The following is an 18,354-nucleotide window of genomic DNA, read 5'->3' on the forward strand; positions in this document are numbered from 1 at the left end:
TTCAGGCGCGGTCCCGCTCCAGCAGCGGTCCCAGGAAGCGGCCGGTATGTGACGCCGGTTCGGCGGCGATCTGCTCAGGTGTGCCGGCGGCAATGATCTGGCCACCGCGCGAGCCGCCCTCCGGGCCCAGGTCGACAATCCAGTCGGCGGTCTTGATTACATCGAGGTTGTGCTCGATAACCACCACGGTGTTGCCGTGATCGCGTAGACGGTGCAGCACGTCCAGCAGTTGCTGGATATCAGCGAAGTGCAGACCCGTGGTTGGTTCGTCCAGAATGTACAGGGTCTTGCCGGTGTCGCGCTTGGACAGTTCGCGGGCTAGTTTGACCCGCTGGGCTTCACCACCGGACAGCGTGGTGGCGGATTGCCCAAGGCGGATATAGGAGAGTCCGACGTCGATCAGGGTCTGCAGTTTGCGGGCAAGAGCGGGAACCGGATCGAAGAATTCGCGCGCTTCCTCGATGGTCATCTCCAGCACTTCGTGGATGTTCTTGCCCTTGTATTTGATCTCCAGGGTTTCGCGGTTGTAACGCTTGCTTTTGCAGACGTCGCAAGGCACGTAGATATCCGGCAGGAAATGCATCTCTACCTTGATCAGGCCGTCGCCCTGACAGGCCTCGCAGCGCCCGCCCTTGACGTTGAACGAAAAGCGCCCGGCCTTGTACCCGCGCGAACGGGCTTCCTGGGTGCCGGCGAACAGTTCGCGGATCGGGGTGAACAGGCCGGTGTAGGTTGCCGGGTTCGAGCGCGGGGTGCGGCCGATCGGGCTTTGGTCAATGTCGACAACCTTGTCGAGATGCTGGAGCCCGTCGAAGCTGCCATAGGGCGCGGTCTCCAGCGTGGTCGCTCCGTTCAGGGCTGTGGCGGTGATCGGGAACAGGGTGTTGTTTATCAGTGTCGACTTTCCCGAGCCGGACACGCCGGTCACACAGGTCAGTAGTCCGACCGGTATGTCCAGGTTGACCTTCTGCAGGTTGTTGCCACAGGCTCCCTTGAGGCGCAGCCAATCCTTGCGCAGTGGCGTGCGTTCCGCCGGAACGGCAATTTTTACCTTGCCGGACAGATACTTGCCGGTCAGCGAGGCCGGATCATCCATCACCTCCTGTGGGGTGCCATGGGAAACCACCTGGCCGCCGTGAACGCCCGCGCCAGGGCCGATATCGACGACGTAGTCGGCAAGGCGAATAGCGTCTTCGTCATGCTCGACAACGATAACGGTGTTGCCCAGATCGCGCAGGTGTACCAGGGTGGCGAGTAGCCGCTCGTTGTCACGCTGGTGCAAGCCGATGGAAGGTTCGTCAAGGATGTACATCACGCCCACCAGGCCCGCGCCGATCTGGCTGGCCAGACGGATCCGCTGGGCTTCGCCGCCGGAGAGGGTGTCGGCGCTACGATCCAGGGTCAGATAGTCGAGGCCAACGTTGACCAGAAACATCAGGCGAGCACGGATTTCCTTGAGGATTTTCTCCGCAATCTCGCCGCGACTGCCGTCGAGCGTGAGCTGTTCGAAGTACTCGGCGGCACTGCCAACGGGCAGCGTGGTGACGCCGGGCAGGTTGCGCCCATCAATCATCACGTGGCGGGCCTCGCGGCGCAGACGGGTACCGTGGCAGTCCGGGCACGGCTGGGTGCTCAGGTACTTGGCCAGCTCCTCGCGTACGCTCTGTGATTCGGTTTCGCGGTAGCGGCGCTCCAGATTTGGCAGAATGCCTTCGAAGGGGTGCTCGCGACGGACCACGTCACCACGATCGTTGAGGTAGCGGAAGGGCACGTTGTCCTTACCTGTACCGCTCAGGATCAGCTTGCGGTGTGGCTCCTGCAGCTTCTCAAACGGTTGGTCGAGGTCGATACCGTAGTGCTCGGCCAGTGAGCTGAGCATCTGAAAATAGTAGACGTTGCGGCGGTCCCAGCCGCGGATAGCGCCTTCGGCCAGGGTCAGCTCGCCGTTAACCAGGCGACGGGCGTCAAAGAACTGTTTTACGCCGAGGCCGTCGCAGCCGGGACAGGCCCCGGCCGGATTGTTGAAGGAAAACAGGCGCGGCTCGAGCTCGCTGATCGAGTGGCCGCATTCCGGGCAGGCAAATCGGGCGCTGAAGGTGATTTCTTCACCATCCTCACCGTCCATGGGGGCGACAATGGCAATGCCGTCCGCCAACCCGATGGCGGTCTCGAATGACTCGGCCAGCCGTTGTTGCAGGTCCGCGCGGACCTTGAAGCGGTCAACCACCACTTCGATTGTGTGCTTGCGCTTCTTGTCCAGTGCCGGCGCTTCGTCCAGTTCATGGATGCGGCCGTCGATGCGGGCGCGGACGAAACCCTGGGCACGCAGTTCCTCGATCAGCGCCAGGTGCTCACCCTTGCGCTCACGCATGACCGGTGCCAGCAGCATCAGCTTGCTGCCTTCGGGCAGCGCCAGAACCTGGTCAACCATCTGGCTGATGGTCTGGGCGGCCAGCGGCAGATTGTGATCCGGACACATGGGTGTGCCCACTCGGGCGAACAGCAGGCGAAGGTAGTCGTATATTTCGGTGATGGTGCCGACCGTGGAGCGCGGGTTGTGCGAGGTGGACTTCTGTTCGATCGAGATGGCCGGCGAGAGGCCTTCAATATGATCTACATCGGGTTTTTCCATCATCGACAGAAATTGTCGCGCGTAGGCCGACAGCGATTCGACATAGCGGCGCTGACCTTCTGCGTAGAGCGTATCGAAAGCCAGTGACGATTTGCCGGAGCCGGACAAGCCTGTGATCACGATTAGCTTGTCGCGCGGCAGATCAAGGTCGACGTTCTTCAGGTTGTGCGTGCGCGCACCACGTATCTGGATGGTATCCACAGTACTCTCACCTCGCGGCCGACAAAGCAGGCAAGTATACGTGCTGCGCAGGCCCGGCGGCAAAGTTGTGGGGGCGCGATACGCTCTGTCCGGATGGCCGTCCCGGTTATTGGAAAGGCGTGATAAAATCCGCGCTTTTACCCGGAGCTGTCATGCATCAGGTTGACTCAATGAGTCCGCAAGAACGCCGTGCCTCGGTATCGCTGGCGTTGGTCTTTGCCTTCCGCATGCTGGGGTTGTTCATGGTGCTGCCGGTGCTGGCCACCTATGGTCAGCAACTGGAGGGTGCGACCCCGCTACTGATCGGCATGGCAATTGGTGCCTACGGTCTGACCCAGGCGTTTCTGCAAATCCCTTTTGGCATGTTGTCGGATCGGGTCGGACGCAAGCCGGTTATTGTTGTCGGTCTGCTTCTGTTTGCTGCCGGTGGCTTGCTCGCAGCCGGCGCCGATAACATTCAGCAGGTCATTGCCGGCCGTATTTTGCAGGGGGCGGGCGCCATTGCCGCGGCGGTCATGGCGCTGGTAGCCGACTCCACTCGCGAGCAGCATCGGACCAAGGCCATGGCGATGATCGGCATGAGTATTGGCCTCGCGTTCGCGGTGGCGATGGTAGCGGGCCCTGTCGTGGCGCGGCTGGCCGGGCTGGGTGGTGTGTTCATGTCCACATCGGTGCTGGCACTGGTTGGCATTGCGCTCGTATTGCTGGTGGTGCCTACACCGCAACAAACCCAGCGTCACCGGGATGCAGGCATCGTTGGCGGTGCGCTCTGGCCGGCAATCAGTAACCCCGAACTGTTACGTCTGAACTACGGCATTGCCTGTTTGCACGCGATCCTGATGGCAACCTTTCTGGCTATTCCTCTGGCGTTGGCACGAGAGGCCGGTTTGCCCAAGGAAGAGCACTGGTGGGTCTACCTGGCGGCACTGCTGCTGTCGTTTTTCGGTATGGTGCCGTTCATCATCTATGCTGAGCGCCAACGTCAGATGAAACGGGTGTTGCTCGGTGCCGTTGCGCTGTTGGCCCTGGTGCAGCCGCTGTTCTGGTTGACTGAGCATTCGCTGCCCTGGCTGGTAACCTGCATCATTCTCTTTTTTGTCGGCTTCAATCTGCTGGAGGCGACGCTGCCCTCGCTGTTGAGCAAGATTGCACCGGCCGGCGGCAAGGGCACGGCCATGGGGGTGTACTCCACCAGCCAGTTTGCCGGTGCCGCGCTGGGCGGCATGTTTGGCGGCTGGCTGTTTGCCCATTTCGGGCTTGGCGGGGTATTCGTCGGATGCGGGCTGCTGGCGCTGTCGTGGCTGGCTATTGGTGTTACCATGCGCGAACCGCCTTACGTAACCAGCTATCGGCTGGCCGTGTCCCCCGAACGGGTGCAGGACGCCGGCCTGGCCGCCAGCCTGCTTGCTGTTGCAGGTGTGACCGACGTCGTGATTGTTGCCGACGAAGCGGCCGCCTACTTGAAAGTTGACAGCAAATTGCTGGATCGTGAGGCGTTGGACCGGGTCGCAGCACCCGTTTGATCACCCAGGCATATCAGGAGAGTGGAATGGCCAGAGGCGTCAACAAGGTAATTTTGATCGGTAATGTCGGTGGTGATCCGGAAGTGCGCTACCTGCCCAACGGCAATGCAGTCGCCAACGTCACTCTGGCGACCTCAGACAGCTGGAAAGACAAGCAGACCGGCCAGATGCAGGAGCGTACCGAATGGCACCGTGTGGTGTTCTTTGGTCGTATCGCCGAGGTGGTTGGCGAGTACGCGCGCAAGGGCTCCAAGCTCTACGTCGAAGGTCGCCTGCAGACCCGCGAATGGGAGAAGGACGGCGTCAAGCGTTACACCACCGAGGTTGTTGTTGATATGGGTGGCCAGATGCAGCTGCTGGACAGCCGTCAGGCTGGTGGTGGTGAGCAAGGCATGGGGCAGTCCCGTCCGCAACGCCCCGCTGCTCAGCCGCAGGCTGCCGCGCAACCGCAGCAGGCAGCGCCGCAGCAGTCGGCGCCGGATTACGACAGCTTTGATGATGACATTCCTTTCTAGAATGTAGCTGTCGCCGCGACCCGGCATGACCTAGGATCCTGGTATCCCCGGTCTGCCGGGTTTTTTTATGGCTCGTGAAAGCTCCTGTGTCGCTGTTGATGCCGGGCAGCGGGTTACAGCACAAGGGTATCAAGATGTCAGAGGTGTACTTCGTTCGTCACGGTCAGGCTTCATTTGGCAGCGACAACTACGATCAGCTGTCCGGAAAGGGGCACCAGCAGGCGCGTATGCTGGGCGAGTACTTTGCTACCCAGCAGCTGCAGTTTGACCATATTCTGACTGGAGATATGGTTCGCCATCGTGAAACCGCGGAGGGGATTTGCGCGGGGATGGGGATCGAGGCCGCCAATTTTCAGGTATTTCCCGAGCTGAACGAGTTCGACTTTCATTCTATTCTGCACGCCTTTCTCGCCCAGCACCCGGAGCAGGCATTGCCGGACAAACCCTCCGTGGCCGATTTCTTCAAGCGCTTGAAGCAGGGGATCGTGCTCTGGTCGGAAGGGGCGCTGCAGGGCGATCTGCCGGAAACCTGGGCCAGCTTCGAAGACCGTATCCTCACCGTGCGAGAGCACATAATGCAAAACTTCAAGGGCAGCAAGGTTCTGGCAGTCAGTTCCGGCGGAGCGATTGCCATGCTGGTGCGTCAGCTGCTTGAGGCGCCCAGCCGCACCATGGTTGAGCTGAATCTGCAGACGCGCAATACCGGGATCATTCAGTGTGTTTTCAATCAGCACAACATGCGGCTGAGCAGCTTCAACAGCATCCCGCACCTGGATGGGCTGCAGCACCGTGATCTGATTACCTATACCTGAAGTTTGTTGCCGCTTCGTTCGCCGGTCTGTGGCGGCCAGTACAGCTGCCAATGAAGGCGTGGCGGCGAACGGCGGTTTTACTGGTGCAATTCGCAGAGGATGGGTGGAATTAGTCAGTGCTTCCCCTAACTCGACAGGTGACGTAATCGACCCGAGCCTGCACAATACAGGCTGTCTCGGGTAATCAGGTTTAAGGGTCATCAAAGCATGCGGATGCGGGTGTTGCTGCTGGGCAAGTCGTCACTCCTTGGACGCGCACTGAACGTGCAGGCGGCAGCGGAAGATATCGAATTCCTGACACTGGATGATGAACCCGCGCAGTGGCAGCCCGAAGAGATCGCTGGTTGGCTTGAATACTTGAGCCCGGATGCGGTTGTCGATCTGTCCTTTTATCATCAGCAGTTTCAAGTGCTGGCGCCTGCTGCCGAGGCGCTGGCGCAGCATACCCGGTTCGCTGAGCAACTGATTGCCGAGTGCAGGCAGCGTGACCTGTTGCTGTGCATGCTGTCCAACACCCGCGTTTTTGATGGCAGCAAGGGACAGCCTTATACCGAGAAGGACCCGCTGCAGCCGATTGGTCTGCACGGTGAGCAGCAGGCTGCGCTTGATACCCTGCTTGAGCAGCGTTGTCGCCGTCATCTGCTGCTGCGTTTCAGCTGGGTTCTGGATGCCTCGGAAGGCGGGATGCTGCAGCGCCTGGTCAGCCAGTTATGCAGTGAGCAGACCGTGGTGCTGGCAGAGGAGTGGCGGGGCAATCCGACCACGGTGGCGGATGCCGCGCGAGTGGTGTTGAGTGCGCTGAAACAGCTGGATTGCAACGCTGAACTCTACGGTTGTTACCATTACGCCAGCGGTGAAATGGCCAGCTGGATCAGCTTTGCCCGGACGCTGGCGCAGGAGCTGGTTTCCTGCGGACAGATCGAGCGTGAGCCCGGCATCGAGCCGGTCGCCTTTGAAACGCAGCCTGCGGCTGCACTGGAGCCGCGCAATGCGGTACTCAGCGGACGCCGGCTGCTCTACACCTTTGGTATCAAACCACGCACTTGGCGTATCGGCCTACCCGAATTGCTTAACTAAAAAAGCCCTGAGATCACGGAGGATCCCAGGGCGAAGTGCAGCCGTGAGTGAGATTGAGATCGGGGCTTAGAACTTGTAGCCCAGGCCAACCATGTAAACGAAGGGATCGACATCAACGTCAACGTTGAGTCGGCCAACCCCAGCCAGATTGGTGTGGCCAGTGGTTTCGATGTCGATATAACGAGCCTGGGCGTTCAGCATGACCTTGTCAGTCAGCATGTAGTCAAAGCCAAGCTGTGCCGCGAGGCCCCAAGAGTTGTCAAGGCTAAGGCTGTTGAAGCCTTTTGCTTTCGCAGAGCTGCTAACTTCCTCATCGAAGAACCAAGTGAAGTTAACGCCAGCACCAACATAGGGTTGGAATGCCGAGCTGCTGGCCATCGGATACCATACCGCGCTCAGCGTCGGCGGCAGGTGTTTGATGGAACCCAGTTTTCCGTTCAGTGCAGGGGCTCCTGCTGGTGAGCCGGCAACGCCGACATCATGGCTGAAGGGAGTTGCTGCAAGCAGTTCAACACCGACGTGGTCGGTCAGCATATACGCGAAGTTCAGGCCGAGCTGAGTATCGCTGTCGAGGGTAGCATTGCCGCCCAGATTAGCGCCGCCCAGCTTGATGCCGGAACTGTCTTCATGCGGGTCAACGGTGACCGCGCCAGCGCGAACGATGATGTCACCTGCTTGGTGGGCCTGAGCGGTAACCGAAACGGCCAGCAGTGCAGGGGCAAAAAGGGCTGCAAGGCCAAGACGGGATGCGAAAGCTGACATGTTCTGTCTCCTAGTGTGTTGGACAGGTGTCACTTTACGAGCGAGGCTGCAGCGGTCTATTGATCTGGAGCAAGTTGCTGGTCTGAACGGGTGCGGCAGGCTGACGCAGCATTGCATAGTCGTCATGGTTGCTCGCGGACGGCGCAGCAAAGACAATGTCGCTCCTATGTCTGGCTGGCGCTGCCAGCGCGTGTTGAGGGGAGAGGGATGAAATCAGTATGGCTGACGGTACTGTTGCTGCTGCCATTGAGTCTGCAGGCCGAGCAATTGCTGGAGCAGGCGCAGCAACAGAGCGAGGCGCTGACCAGCGAAGCGGTGGCAGCACAGCAGCGCATTGACCTGCTCGACGATGCCACCCGCGCGGCGCTCACCGAATACCGGCAGGCCAGCACGCAGGCAGAGGCGCTGACCGAATACAGCGAGCGGATGCAGCAGTTGGTCCAGACCCAGGCGGCCGAGATCGCCAGTCTGCAACAACAGATTGACAGCGTTGCCGACACCCAGCGCGAGATGGTGCCGCTGATTCGGCGCATGATCGAGTCGTTGGATGCCTTTGTTGCACTGGATCTGCCTTTCCTGCTGGAAGAGCGCGAGGAGCGGATCGCCCGTTTGCAAGCGTTGCTGGTTGAGCCGGAGGTCAGCGTTGCCGAGTTGTATCGCCGGGTCCTGGAGGCCTACCAGATCGAGAGTGATTACGGCCGCACGCTGGAGGCCTGGCGCGGCCCGTTGGGCGAAGGCGAGCAACAACGGGTCGTCGAGTTCCTGCGTGTTGGTAGGCTGATGCTGTTCTACCAAAGCCTGGACGGGCAGCAGCAGGGTTATTGGGACACCGCCCAGGGGCAGTGGCAGGCGCTGCCCTCCAGCTACCGGCGGGCGCTGGATCAGGGCATGGCGATTGCCCGCAATGAGCAGACGCCGCAGTTGTTGCGCTTGCCGATGCCCGTGGTCAGTGCGGAGGTGACGCCATGAAGTGGATTATTCCACTGCTGATCTGTGCGATCGCGCCGCTGGCACAGGCACAGACGCTGAACAAGGAAGCGCTGCTGCAGAGCATTCGTGATACCCGCAATGCCGAGCAGGCGGCGATGCAGGCGCGTGAGCAACAATTCCTGCGCGAGCGTGATCAGCAACAACAGCGGCTGGCGCAGGCCCGTACACGACTGGCACGGGCGCAGGCCAGAGCAGACCAGCTGGACGCGCAGTTCAAGGCTCAGGGTGACCAGTTGGCCGCATTGAGAGAAGAGCTGACGCAGCGCAGCGGCAATCTTGGGGAGCTGTTTGGGGTCGTCCGTCAGGGAGCTGGTGATACCCTCGGGCAGTGGCAGGACTCGCAGCTTAACCGTCGTTATCCCGAGCGGCGCGACGAACTGGAAGCGCTGGCGCAAAGCAGCAGAATTCCCAGCGTCGAGACGCTGGAGCAGTTCTGGTATCGGTTGCAGCAGGACATAACCGCCAGTGGCGAGGTGGCGCAGATCAGTGCGCCTGTGGTTGATCGCCAGGGCCTCAGCACCGCGATGCCGGTGGTGCTGGTCGGCCCCTTCGTTGCCCTTGCCGAGCCGGGGTATCTGCTTTATCAGCCTGACAGCAACAGCCTGGAGTTGGCCGCTCGCCAGCCGGGCAGTAGCGGGCTGGTCGGCGACTTTCTCGCGCCGCGTGAGGCACCTGCCGATCTTTTGGTCGACCCCGCTGGTGGACAGGTCATCGCGCAACTGCAGCGCACGCCGGATCTGCTGACCCGGCTGTCTCAGGGCGGCATCGTTGGCTATGTGATTGTCGCGCTGGGTGTGTTGGGTGTACTGCTGGCGCTGGCACGACTGGTTTGGCTGCAGCGGGTGCAGCGCGGTGTGGATCGTCAGATCGACGACCTCAACGCGCTGCGCAGCGACAACCCGCTGGGGCGGGTGCTGAGCGTGATCGGCAGCAAGCCGCGGCTGGAGGAACTGGACACCCTCGAACTCAAGCTGGATGAGGCCATTCTGCGCGAAACGCCGGCGCTGGAGCGCTGGCAGGGACTGGTCAAACTGCTCGCCGCAGTTGCGCCGCTGCTCGGGCTGTTAGGTACCGTGACCGGTATGATTGCGACCTTTCAGGCGATTACCCAGTACGGCAGTGGCGACCCGAAGCTGATGGCAGACGGTATTTCGCAGGCGCTGGTAACCACCGTTCTGGGGCTGCTGGCGGCGATTCCGCTGCTGTTTCTGCACAGCCTGGTCGCGGCGCGCAGTAAGGCGCTGATTCAGTTGCTGGAGCAGCAGAGTGCAGGGTTGATCGCGCTGCATCTGGGTGGCGGAGAGTCGCGTGACTGATCTGCTTTGGCGCCTGCTGGCGTTTCTCGACAGCGGCGGCTGGGTGCTGTGGACCATTCTGGGGGCCACTGTACTGCTGTGGACGTTGATGCTGGAGCGACTGTGGTATCTCGCGCTGGTGTTCCCGCAGCAGGCGCAGGCGTTGCAGCAGCGTTGGCTGGCGCGCGGTGAACGCCGCAGCAGTGCTGCACGCCATATTCGTACTGCCTGGCTGGCACAGGCGCAGGCGCAGCTGGCGCGTTTCATGCCGCTGGTACGGGTGCTGATTGCGCTGTGTCCACTGCTCGGGTTGCTGGGCACGGTCAGCGGCATGATTCAGGTGTTTGATGTGATGTCGATCAGCGGGAATGGCAACCCGCGGGCGATGGCCGCCGGCGTGTCGCGCGCGACAGTCCCGACCATGGCCGGTATGGTGATCGCGATCAGCGGTCTGTTTTGTCTGGCGCGGCTGGATCAGCAGGCGCGAAGGGCGCTGCAGCGCCTGTCCGATCGTCTGCAGCAGGATTAGGAGAGCACCGATGCGCATGCGCAGACATCACGCTGGTAGCGACGAGGAAGCGGGTATCGACCTGACGCCGATGCTCGACATCGTTTTTATCATGCTTATCTTCTTTATTGTGACCAGTTCCTTTGTGCGCGAAGCCGGTATCGACGTGTTGCGCCCGAGTGCTGACAGCGCGGTGAGCAAGCCGCGAGCGAGCATTCTTATTGCTGTCAGCGCGGATGGTGAGATCTGGATGGATGGTAAGGCTATTGATATCCGTGCTGTACGTGCAGCCGTCGAGCGTATGCGTGTCGATCAGCCGGACAGTACCGTTGTAGTGCAGGCCGACCGTGATGCGCGCACCGGATTGGTGGTGCGCGTGATGGATCAGGCCAAGCTGGCTGGCATCGAGGATGTGGCGCTGGCGGCGACGGCGGGGCCGTGATGCGGCTGCTGGGCAGTTTTTTTCTGGCCCTGCTGGTGGCGTTGGCGCTGTTCGGTCTGATGCTGGCGCTGGTGATGCCGCCAGAGCGGGTCGAGCAGCCCGAGCGCGAGGTGCTGCGTATCGGGGTTACCCGTAGCGTGGCCGACACCCCCAGCGAGCGTAACCAGCCACAGCAGGCGCCGGAGCGTCCGACTCCGCCACAACGGCCGCGAGTGCAGCCACCGACGCCTGTTGCCCCGCCATTGCCAACGCCGACGTTGAAGATTGAAGTCCCGCAACTGCAAAGCGATCTCACGACCAGTGCCGCCCCAGCGCAACCGGTGCTGGAACCCGCTGCGGTGGCCGCCGCGCCGAGTGAAGCGAGCAGCAATTCGGCGCATCAGGCTGCAGCGCACGGTGCCCCCGAGAGTGATGCACAAGAGCTGGTAGCGCTGAATCTGGTCGAGCCGGAGTACCCGGAGCGGGCGCAAAGGGCAGGTATCGAGGGAGCGGTTACTCTGCAGTTTGTGGTGAACGCCGAGGGGCGTGTCGAGAATATCAGAGTGCTGAGTTCCGAGCCGCCCGGTGTGTTTGACCGCGCTGCCCGCAGAGCGGTCAGCCGCAGCCGATTTGTGCCTCGGCAGGAAAACGGTATCGCGGTCGCGCGGGAGGCAACCAAGGAGTTCCAATTCGTTCTTCCGGGGCGGCACTGATGCGCGCCTGGATTTTCAGCTGTTTGCTGCTGGCGGCGCCGGTGTTGGCCGAGCAGATCGACCCGAGGGTCTACAGGGCGCTGGATGATGTACGGGCGGCCGAGCAGGGTGGTGATCAGGCTGCCGCTCGCCTGCAGCTACAGGCGGCATTGCCGGCGAGCGCCGAGGGTAGTCTGGAGCGTGCGCTGTTACAGCAGCGATTGGCCTACATGGCGATTGATGCCGGTGATGCCGAACATGCGATTCACTGGTTGCGCGAGTCGCTCAATCAGCACGCGCTGGGCGCTGAGGTTGAAGCGCAGGATCGGGCCAACCTGGCCCGTTTACTGATGCAACAGCAGCGTTACCGGCAGGCCGTCATGGAGCTGGAGCAACTGCCGACAAGCGATGCCAGCCGCGAGTTGCTGGTCCAGGCCTACCGCGAGCTGGGTGAGTTCAGCAAGGCCCTGCCGCTGGCCGAACAGGTGGTGCGCCGGCGCCCGGAGGCCGGGGATATCTGGTATCAGTTGCTGGTCGGCATGAACTACGAAATCAAGCGCTACTCTGAGGCCGCGCGCTGGCAGCAGGTATTGCTGACCCGCGCGCCGGACAATCGGGCCAATTGGCGTCAACTGGCCAGTCTGCAGAGCTTGGCCGGTCAGCAGGCCAAGGCGGCGGCGACCATGCGGCTGGCACAGCTGGCGGGTGTCGGGCTGACGCCCGGCGATATGGAAACACTGGTCGCGCTGCATACCCGTGCGGGCGCACCCTGGCAAGCAGCCCGCCTGCTTGAGCAGTTGTTGAGTGATCGCCTGCTGGACAGCACGCTCGAGCGTCAACGTCAGTTGGCCCAGTTGTGGCAAGCGGCGCGGGATTATCCGCAGGCCCTGCAGCTTTGGCTGCGGGTGGCGGCGGCTTCAGGGCAATCGGCGGACCGCCTGCAGGTGGCCTGGTTGCAGTATCAGCAAGAGCAGTGGCAGGCGTTGCAGGCTACCTTGCGAGGGTTCCAGCCATCCGGAACGGTACAGCGCAATCAGGTCAACCTGCTTCGCACGCTGGCGGAGCAGGCGCTGGAAGTTGCTCAGTAGGCAAACTCCTCAATCCCGCTGGCGTCCAGGCGATAACCCGCGTTTGCCAGCTCGCTTTCACTCTGCTCGACCCGCAAGGTGCCGGTGATCCAGTACGGCACCCAGGTTGCGTCCAGAGCGATGCCGATTTCACTGTGAACCAGCACGATCTGGTTCGAGGGGGGCGGTGGTACGTGGATGCAGGCACCGAAGTAGGGTACCAGCAGAAACTCGGTGACGCGCTGGTTTGGGTCGACATTGAGCGGAACCACATAGCCCGGCAATTTAACCTCCTGGCCGTCCAGTTCTGCGACTGTGGGCGCGTTGGTCATGCTTTGGGTTAGCGGATCGGCAGGGGGCTGATCTTCCGACTGGAGGCCGTCATGGCGTGCCGGCGGCATCCCGTACAGGTAGCCGGTACCGGCGGGCACCAGTTCCTCCCAGCTAAGCTCGCGGGCGGCTTCAGCTGGCAGGGCAAGCAGACCCAGGGTCAGAGCAAGCAGGCGGGTGAGGCGGGTCATGGTATGTGCAGATTCCTAAAGTCGAATGGATAAGCCGTCGAGCAACGCCTGTCGATAGGCACGCCAGGCTGGAATGCATCCCATCAGCACGCTGGCGCCGACGATGCCGGCAAGCAGCGCCAACTCGTTGCCGGTTGGCCAGCCGAGCGGCAGGAACAGACCGTATTGCTGTTCCAGCCAGGGCCGGGCCACAGCAATGCCGGCGTACAGCAGGCCCAGGCCGAGCGCGATACCGGCGATGGTCAGGCTGACAGCCTCCAGCAACAGCAAGCCGAAGATATGCAGCGGCCGCGCACCGACCGAGCGCAGTACGGCCATTTCCCGGCGTCGCTCGTTCAGGCCACTGAGAATCGCGGTCAGCATGCCTACCAGTCCGGTCAGTACGACAAATACGGACACCAGCAGCAATGCTTTTTCCGCCACGCTAAGCAGCCCCCAGAGTTCCTGCAGGGCAACGCCGGGCAGGATGGCCAGCAGCGGCTCACCCGTGAACTCGTTGATCTGACGCTGCAAGGCAAAGGTATCGATGCGGCGATTGAGGCCAAGCATAAACGCGGTAATGGCGTGCGGCGTCAGGTCCAGCTCACGCGCCTGCTCGGCGCTAATCCTGCCGGCGCCGCGCGCGGGCATGCCCTGCTGCCAGTCCACGTGCAGGGCTTCGATGCCTTGCAGACTAACATGGATAGTGCGATCAACCGGGGTGCCGGTCTTGGCCAGGATGCCGACTACGTGGAAGGGTTTGTCCGCATGTTTGACGAAGCTGACCGCGCCGGCGCCGTGGGCCAGCACCAGCTCGGTGCCGAGCTGATACCCGAGTTCCTGTGCGACGTCCGCGCCGAGCACCGCATCATAGAGATCGGAAAACGGCTGGCCCTGGCTGAAGCTCAGGCTGCGATTGCGGCCAAAGTGGTAATGCTCGAAATAGGCCTGACTGGTGCCGAGTACGCGGAAGCCGCGGTGTGAGTCACCAAGCGACAACGGGATAGCCCATTTGACCTGCGGCTGACTGCTGATCTGCTGGAAGCTGTCCCAGCGAATATTGTTAGTGGCGTTGCCGATACGAAAAACGGAATACAGCAGCAACTGAACCGAGCCGGAACGGGCTCCGACGATCAGGTCAGTGCCGCTGACGGTGCTGGCAAAGCTGCTGCGAGCCTCGGTGCGAACCCGCTCAACGGCGAGCAGCAGGGTGACGCTCAGGGCAATTGCAAGCACGGTAAGCAGGGCAGAAAAACGGCGGTTGGCCAGACTCTGGATAGCAAGGCGCAGCAGATACATCAGAATGTCTCCGGCTGACTGGCGCGGTTCAACTCGGCCAGCGACAGGGCGCGATCAAAGCGCGTGGCGAGGCTGGTGTCGTGGCTGACAAACAGCAGGCTGCTGCCCATCTGTGCGCACTCGTCGAACAGCAGCTTGAGAAAGGCGTCGCGGCTGTCGGCATCCAGTGCCGAGGTTGGCTCGTCCGCGATGACCAGTTCAGGGCTGCCGATCAGTGCGCGGGCGGCGGCCACGCGCTGTTGCTGGCCGATCGACAGGGCGCTGGCGCTGCGTTGTTGCAGGGTAGTATCGCTTAGCCCGAGTTCTCGCAGCAGATGTTCGGCGGCGGCGTTCAGGCTGGGATGTTGACGCAGTGCACGTTCGCGGCGCAGGGCTGAAAAGCGGCAGGGCAGGGTAACGTTGTCGAGTACCGACAGGTACGGCAGCAGGTTGAACTGCTGAAACAGGTAACCGGTGTGGTCAGCGCGAAAGCGGTCTCTGCGCAGGGCGGAGAGTTGACCCAGTGACTGGCCCAGCAGGTTGATCTCGCCCCTCTGCGGCTGGTGCACTCCGCCGAGCAGCCCGAGCAGCGTGGTCTTGCCGCTGCCGGACGGGCCCTTGAGAAACAGCCGCTCTCCCGGCTGAAGGGTGAAGGCCGGAATGTCCAGCAAGGTCGGCTGGCCCGGCCAGGCGAACTGCAGGTCAGTGACCTGCAGCAGAGGTGTGGTCATGTTGGCTTTAGTCCAATGACAGCGTGGGTTGGTCGGCGGTCAGCACGGCGCCATGCTGGCCGCTGGTGGTGATGGCCTGCACCTGAATGCGCTGCATCGCCGGAAAGCTATTGAACAACGGCAGGGTCAGCGCTTCAAGTCGCTCGGGAGTCGAGCAGTTGAAGTCAAAGCGGCCCTCGATATCGGCGTGTTCACCGTGTTCATGGTCGTGATGATCGTCGTGGTCATCATGCTGTTCATGTTCGCCCGATGCGTGATCGTCATGATGCTCATGCTCATGCTCATGCTCATGCTCATGCTCATGCTCATCCGAGTCTTCGTCCTCGTGTGCGGCAAACAGAGGGCTCTCCAGCTCGACTTGCTGCAGTGTGCAGCCGGCTGCCGGGGTGAAACTGAACAGTGTGTCAGCCTGTTCGAGTGCCGCTTTGACGCGGGCGACGGTAGCGCGATCCTCGTCATTGCTTGGCAGGTGCTCGAAGCCAACCAGATTGGCTGCGGGGCTGTCGAGCTCAAGGCTCACGAGGCTGCCATCCACCACCAGGTTGAGGCTTGCAACGCCGTGCTCATGGGCGCCGAGGCTGGCGTGCTGGTGTTCTTCGGCAAGGACGGACTGGCTGACGGACAGGGCGACGCTCAGGGCAAGCAGGGTACGGCGCATGGGTAAGCTCCTGGTTGAAATAAAATGTTATCTTATTTCATTTTTGCGATAAGGCAACCCCGCATTTATCGCTCCCGGTCATGCACTGTCGCCGACGCGGGAGCAATTGATTGAATCAGTAGAGGGCCTGGTACAGCTTGCGGCGGTACTGCACCGTGAGTGGGTGATCGCCCCCCAGCAGATCAAAGACCTGCAGCAGGGTCTTCTGCGCTGCTCCGTCATTCCAGCTGCGGTCGCGCTGCAGCAGGTCAAGCAGCGATGCCAGGGCGCTGTCGCCATGGCCATCAGTGAGGTCGTGCAGGGCCAGCTGGTAGCGTGCCTCGCTGTCACCTGCGTCGGCGTTCAGGCGTGCTTGCAGTTGCTCGCGGGAGGGGATGCCGCTGGTCTGGCGGGCGAAATTCAGTTGCGCCTTGAGTGCGCTCAAAGTTTGTTTGTGGCTGTCTTGCTGTTGGACGGCGCTGATGACTTGCTCGGCGTCGTCCAGTTGGTTGTCGGCCAGCAGTGCGCGAGCCAATACCAACAGCAACGCATCATCCGGCTCCGCCTGCAGGGCCGATTGCAACAGGGTGATCGCCTGCTGCGGCTGGCCAGCATCGATCAGCGCCTGTGCCTGGCTGGCCAGATCTTCTCCGGGCTGCTCGGCAACGGGTGCGGGCTCGTTGACGTGCGGCGTCAGCAGTTCACGAATGGCACTCTCGGTTTGTACGCCGGCGAAGCCCTCGACCGGCTGGCCGTCCTTGAATAGTACGACGGTCGGCAGACTGCGGATGCCGAAGCGCTCGGTCAGGCCTGGCTCTGCGTCGCAGTTGACCTTGGCCAGCAGCAGTTCGCCTTCGTAGCTGTCGACAATTTTCTCCAGTACTGGAAACAGCGCTTTGCAGGGCGCGCACCAGTCGGCCCAGAAGTCCACCAACACGGGTTTGTGGAAGGAGTTTTCGAGCACGTAGCGATCGAAGGTATCGGTGGTGGCGTCGAACAGATAGGGCGATGACATGGACTATTCCGCTGCGGTGATATCGAGTTTGGCTTATATGGTGGCGATGGCGCCAAGGTCAAGGGGTAAGCTGGTACAGGCTGACATCGCGAAACTCGAGCGGCTCACCCAGATCGGGCCAGGTACGCCCCGACAGGATGGCGCTGCGCTGGTAACGGGGGTGGGTCAGGTTACGTACCCGCGAGTCGGCAATCAGTACGTTGCCGGCGCGCTCGGCGAAGTGGTCCAGCAGCGGACGGTTCTCGATGTCGTAGAGCACGTCAGCGGCGATAAGCAGATCGATCTCGCCTTCAACGGCGAAGTAGTTGTCAGACAGCACGATCTGCATGTCATTGAGCCGGGCGTTGAGTGCGCAGGCCAGCAGGGCGGGGCGGTCGAGGTCACAGGCGATAGCCTGTTCGGCGCCCGCCATGCGGCAGGCCAGGGCGACCACACCGGAACCCGCGCCGAAATCCAGTACCCGCTTGCCGCGCACCTGTTCTGGGTGATCCAGCACCCAACGCGCCAGCGCCAGACCGCTGCCCCAACAGAATCCCCAGTAGGGCGGGTGCTCCAACAGACGACGGGTTTCATCGCTAGCGAAGGCACGATCGAGATTGCGCGGATCGAGCAACCACAGCTCCAGTTCCGGCAGGCCGGGCAGGCGGCTCGGCACAAGCTGGGCATCGGGCAGAACCTGATGCAGTTCAGCGGTAAGGGCGTCGAGTGTCATGGTCGGGTTCCTGAAGTCAGGCGGGCATTGTAGCGAGTTCACTCGCTGTCGGGTGTTGCGGTGTCAGCGGTATGTCGGCCAGCCGGGTGCGCAGGAACTCGATCAGTGCCCGGGTGGCCAGGGTTGGATAGAGGTTGGGCGCGGTCAGCAGGTATAGGTGATCGCCCCAGGCATCGACTCGCGCGCGGTAGCCAGGCAGCACGGCTTTCAGGCTGCCGGCATTCAGCTCCTCGCGCACCGCGTAGTAGGGCAGCAAAGCGCAACCCAGCCCCTGCAGTGCGGCGCGCCGCAGGAACAGCATGTCCTCTGTCTGCAAGCGTGGGCGCAGGGTCAGCTGCTGGCTGTGCTTGCCATCGGACAGCTCCAGCGGCAGGCGCAGATCCGGCACCTTGACGCTCACGACATCACAGCGCAGCAGGTCCTCTGGCGCCGCTGGTGTACCGATGCGTTGCAGGTAGCTGGGGCTGGCGCACAGCACCCATTCGATGGGGCCCAGATCGCGGGCGACCAGCGTATCCGGCGGGGTGTTGGTGACGCGAATGGCGACGTCAATTTCCTCGGCTACCAGATCGAAGATGCGGTTGCTGAAGGTCAGCTGCAGGGTCACATCCGGATAGGTGTCGGCAAACTCCAGCAGCAGCGGGCCGATGATCTGCTGGCCAAGCGCCGAGGGTACGCTCAGGCGCAAATGGCCGCGCAGGTTGCGCCCGAGGTTGTCGACCGTCGATTGCAGCGCGCTCAGCTCCTGGCTAATACGGGCGGCGTGTTCATATAACGCCCAGCCGATCTGGGTCGGCTCGACCCGCCGGGTAGTGCGGCGCAGCAGCTGCACCTGCAGATCCTGCTCCAGTGCCTTGAGGCGCCGGCTGATATGCGAACGCGAGGTGCCAAGCCGACGAGCTGCACCGCTCATGCTGCCGGCTTCGACGATGGCGCTGAAGTACTGCAGGGTTTTGATATCCATAATTGTTGCCGATTGGTAAACA

General features: G+C 62.1%; 19 protein-coding genes. 10 read left to right on the forward strand and 9 right to left on the reverse strand.

Annotated features, from left to right (window positions below; translation table 11 throughout):
- Position 1: 1 nt before the first annotated feature.
- The gene (uvrA, locus tag C1949_RS15955; RefSeq protein WP_104739457.1) at positions 2-2,833 is read right to left on the reverse strand and encodes an excinuclease ABC subunit UvrA; all 2,832 of its coding nucleotides are present in this window, start codon (positions 2,831-2,833) and stop codon (positions 2-4) included.
- Positions 2,834-3,003: 170 nt separating this feature from the next.
- Here uvrA and C1949_RS15960 point away from each other — a divergent pair, with 170 nt between their 5' ends.
- The 4 genes from C1949_RS15960 to C1949_RS15975 all read left to right on the forward strand — a co-directional run bounded on the left by C1949_RS15960 (position 3,004) and on the right by C1949_RS15975 (position 6,760).
- Complete coding sequence (locus C1949_RS15960; protein ID WP_104739512.1) at positions 3,004-4,356, forward strand: MFS transporter; 1,353 nt, start codon at positions 3,004-3,006, stop codon at positions 4,354-4,356.
- A 26-nt stretch (positions 4,357-4,382) separates the two neighbouring features.
- Positions 4,383-4,871 carry a single-stranded DNA-binding protein gene (gene ssb, locus C1949_RS15965; RefSeq protein WP_104739458.1) on the forward strand — a complete coding sequence of 163 codons (489 nt, stop codon included), beginning with the start codon at positions 4,383-4,385 and terminating at the stop codon, positions 4,869-4,871.
- An 86-nt stretch (positions 4,872-4,957) separates the two neighbouring features.
- Positions 4,958-5,683, forward strand: a complete 726-nt coding sequence (locus C1949_RS15970; protein WP_211287187.1) for a histidine phosphatase family protein — start codon at positions 4,958-4,960, stop codon at positions 5,681-5,683.
- A gap of 207 nt (positions 5,684-5,890) precedes the next feature.
- Positions 5,891-6,760 carry a sugar nucleotide-binding protein gene (locus C1949_RS15975; RefSeq protein WP_104739459.1) on the forward strand — a complete coding sequence of 290 codons (870 nt, stop codon included), beginning with the start codon at positions 5,891-5,893 and terminating at the stop codon, positions 6,758-6,760.
- A gap of 66 nt (positions 6,761-6,826) precedes the next feature.
- Here the strand turns inward: C1949_RS15975 and C1949_RS15980 are convergent, their stop codons facing one another.
- Positions 6,827-7,522, reverse strand: coding sequence for an OmpW/AlkL family protein (locus C1949_RS15980; protein ID WP_104739460.1), 696 nt, complete (start codon positions 7,520-7,522; stop codon positions 6,827-6,829).
- Positions 7,523-7,729: 207 nt separating this feature from the next.
- On the opposite strand from C1949_RS15980, the gene C1949_RS15985 reads away from it, so the two are divergent.
- From C1949_RS15985 to C1949_RS16010, 6 genes are read left to right on the forward strand one after another with little or no spacing between them, the layout of a single operon-like run.
- Positions 7,730-8,491 carry a DUF3450 domain-containing protein gene (locus C1949_RS15985; RefSeq protein WP_104739461.1) on the forward strand — a complete coding sequence of 254 codons (762 nt, stop codon included), beginning with the start codon at positions 7,730-7,732 and terminating at the stop codon, positions 8,489-8,491.
- Positions 8,488-9,828, forward strand: a complete 1,341-nt coding sequence (locus C1949_RS15990; protein WP_104739462.1) for a MotA/TolQ/ExbB proton channel family protein — start codon at positions 8,488-8,490, stop codon at positions 9,826-9,828. The genes C1949_RS15985 and C1949_RS15990 overlap by 4 nt, the downstream gene beginning before the upstream one ends.
- Positions 9,821-10,336, forward strand: a complete 516-nt coding sequence (locus C1949_RS15995; RefSeq protein ID WP_229744475.1) for a MotA/TolQ/ExbB proton channel family protein — start codon at positions 9,821-9,823, stop codon at positions 10,334-10,336. The genes C1949_RS15990 and C1949_RS15995 overlap by 8 nt, the downstream gene beginning before the upstream one ends.
- A 10-nt stretch (positions 10,337-10,346) precedes the next feature.
- Positions 10,347-10,757, forward strand: coding sequence for an ExbD/TolR family protein (locus tag C1949_RS16000; RefSeq protein WP_104739463.1), 411 nt, complete (start codon positions 10,347-10,349; stop codon positions 10,755-10,757).
- Positions 10,757-11,449 (forward strand): energy transducer TonB, encoded by a 693-nt coding sequence (locus tag C1949_RS16005; protein WP_104739464.1) that lies wholly within the window; start codon positions 10,757-10,759, stop codon positions 11,447-11,449. The genes C1949_RS16000 and C1949_RS16005 overlap by 1 nt, the downstream gene beginning before the upstream one ends.
- A complete protein-coding gene (locus tag C1949_RS16010) occupies positions 11,449-12,516 on the forward strand; it encodes a tetratricopeptide repeat protein (RefSeq protein WP_104739465.1) in 1,068 nt (355 codons plus the stop codon). The genes C1949_RS16005 and C1949_RS16010 overlap by 1 nt, the downstream gene beginning before the upstream one ends.
- Here C1949_RS16010 and C1949_RS16015 read toward each other — a convergent pair.
- The 7 genes from C1949_RS16015 to C1949_RS16045 form a co-directional block, all read right to left on the reverse strand.
- A complete protein-coding gene (locus C1949_RS16015) occupies positions 12,510-13,016 on the reverse strand; it encodes a DUF3299 domain-containing protein (protein ID WP_104739466.1) in 507 nt (168 codons plus the stop codon). The genes C1949_RS16010 and C1949_RS16015 overlap by 7 nt on opposite strands.
- A 15-nt stretch (positions 13,017-13,031) precedes the next feature.
- Positions 13,032-14,294, reverse strand: coding sequence for an ABC transporter permease (locus tag C1949_RS16020; RefSeq protein ID WP_104739467.1), 1,263 nt, complete (start codon positions 14,292-14,294; stop codon positions 13,032-13,034).
- Positions 14,294-15,004: an ABC transporter ATP-binding protein gene (locus tag C1949_RS16025; protein WP_104739468.1), complete on the reverse strand. Its 711-nt coding sequence runs from the start codon at positions 15,002-15,004 to the stop codon at positions 14,294-14,296. The genes C1949_RS16020 and C1949_RS16025 overlap by 1 nt, the downstream gene beginning before the upstream one ends.
- A gap of 7 nt (positions 15,005-15,011) precedes the next feature.
- Positions 15,012-15,662, reverse strand: a complete 651-nt coding sequence (locus C1949_RS16030; RefSeq protein WP_104739469.1) for a DUF2796 domain-containing protein — start codon at positions 15,660-15,662, stop codon at positions 15,012-15,014.
- Positions 15,663-15,777: 115 nt separating this feature from the next.
- Complete coding sequence (trxA, locus tag C1949_RS16035) at positions 15,778-16,656, reverse strand: thioredoxin (RefSeq protein WP_104739470.1); 879 nt, start codon at positions 16,654-16,656, stop codon at positions 15,778-15,780.
- 58 nt (positions 16,657-16,714) lie between these two features.
- The gene (locus C1949_RS16040; protein WP_104739471.1) at positions 16,715-17,368 is read right to left on the reverse strand and encodes a class I SAM-dependent methyltransferase; all 654 of its coding nucleotides are present in this window, start codon (positions 17,366-17,368) and stop codon (positions 16,715-16,717) included.
- Between the two features lie 16 nt (positions 17,369-17,384).
- Positions 17,385-18,332, reverse strand: a complete 948-nt coding sequence (locus C1949_RS16045) for a LysR family transcriptional regulator (protein WP_104739472.1) — start codon at positions 18,330-18,332, stop codon at positions 17,385-17,387.
- Positions 18,333-18,354: the final 22 nt, after the last annotated feature.

The sequence above is a fragment of the Halopseudomonas oceani genome (assembly GCF_002903165.1).
GTDB classification, from domain to species: Bacteria; Pseudomonadota; Gammaproteobacteria; order Pseudomonadales; family Pseudomonadaceae; genus Halopseudomonas; species Halopseudomonas oceani.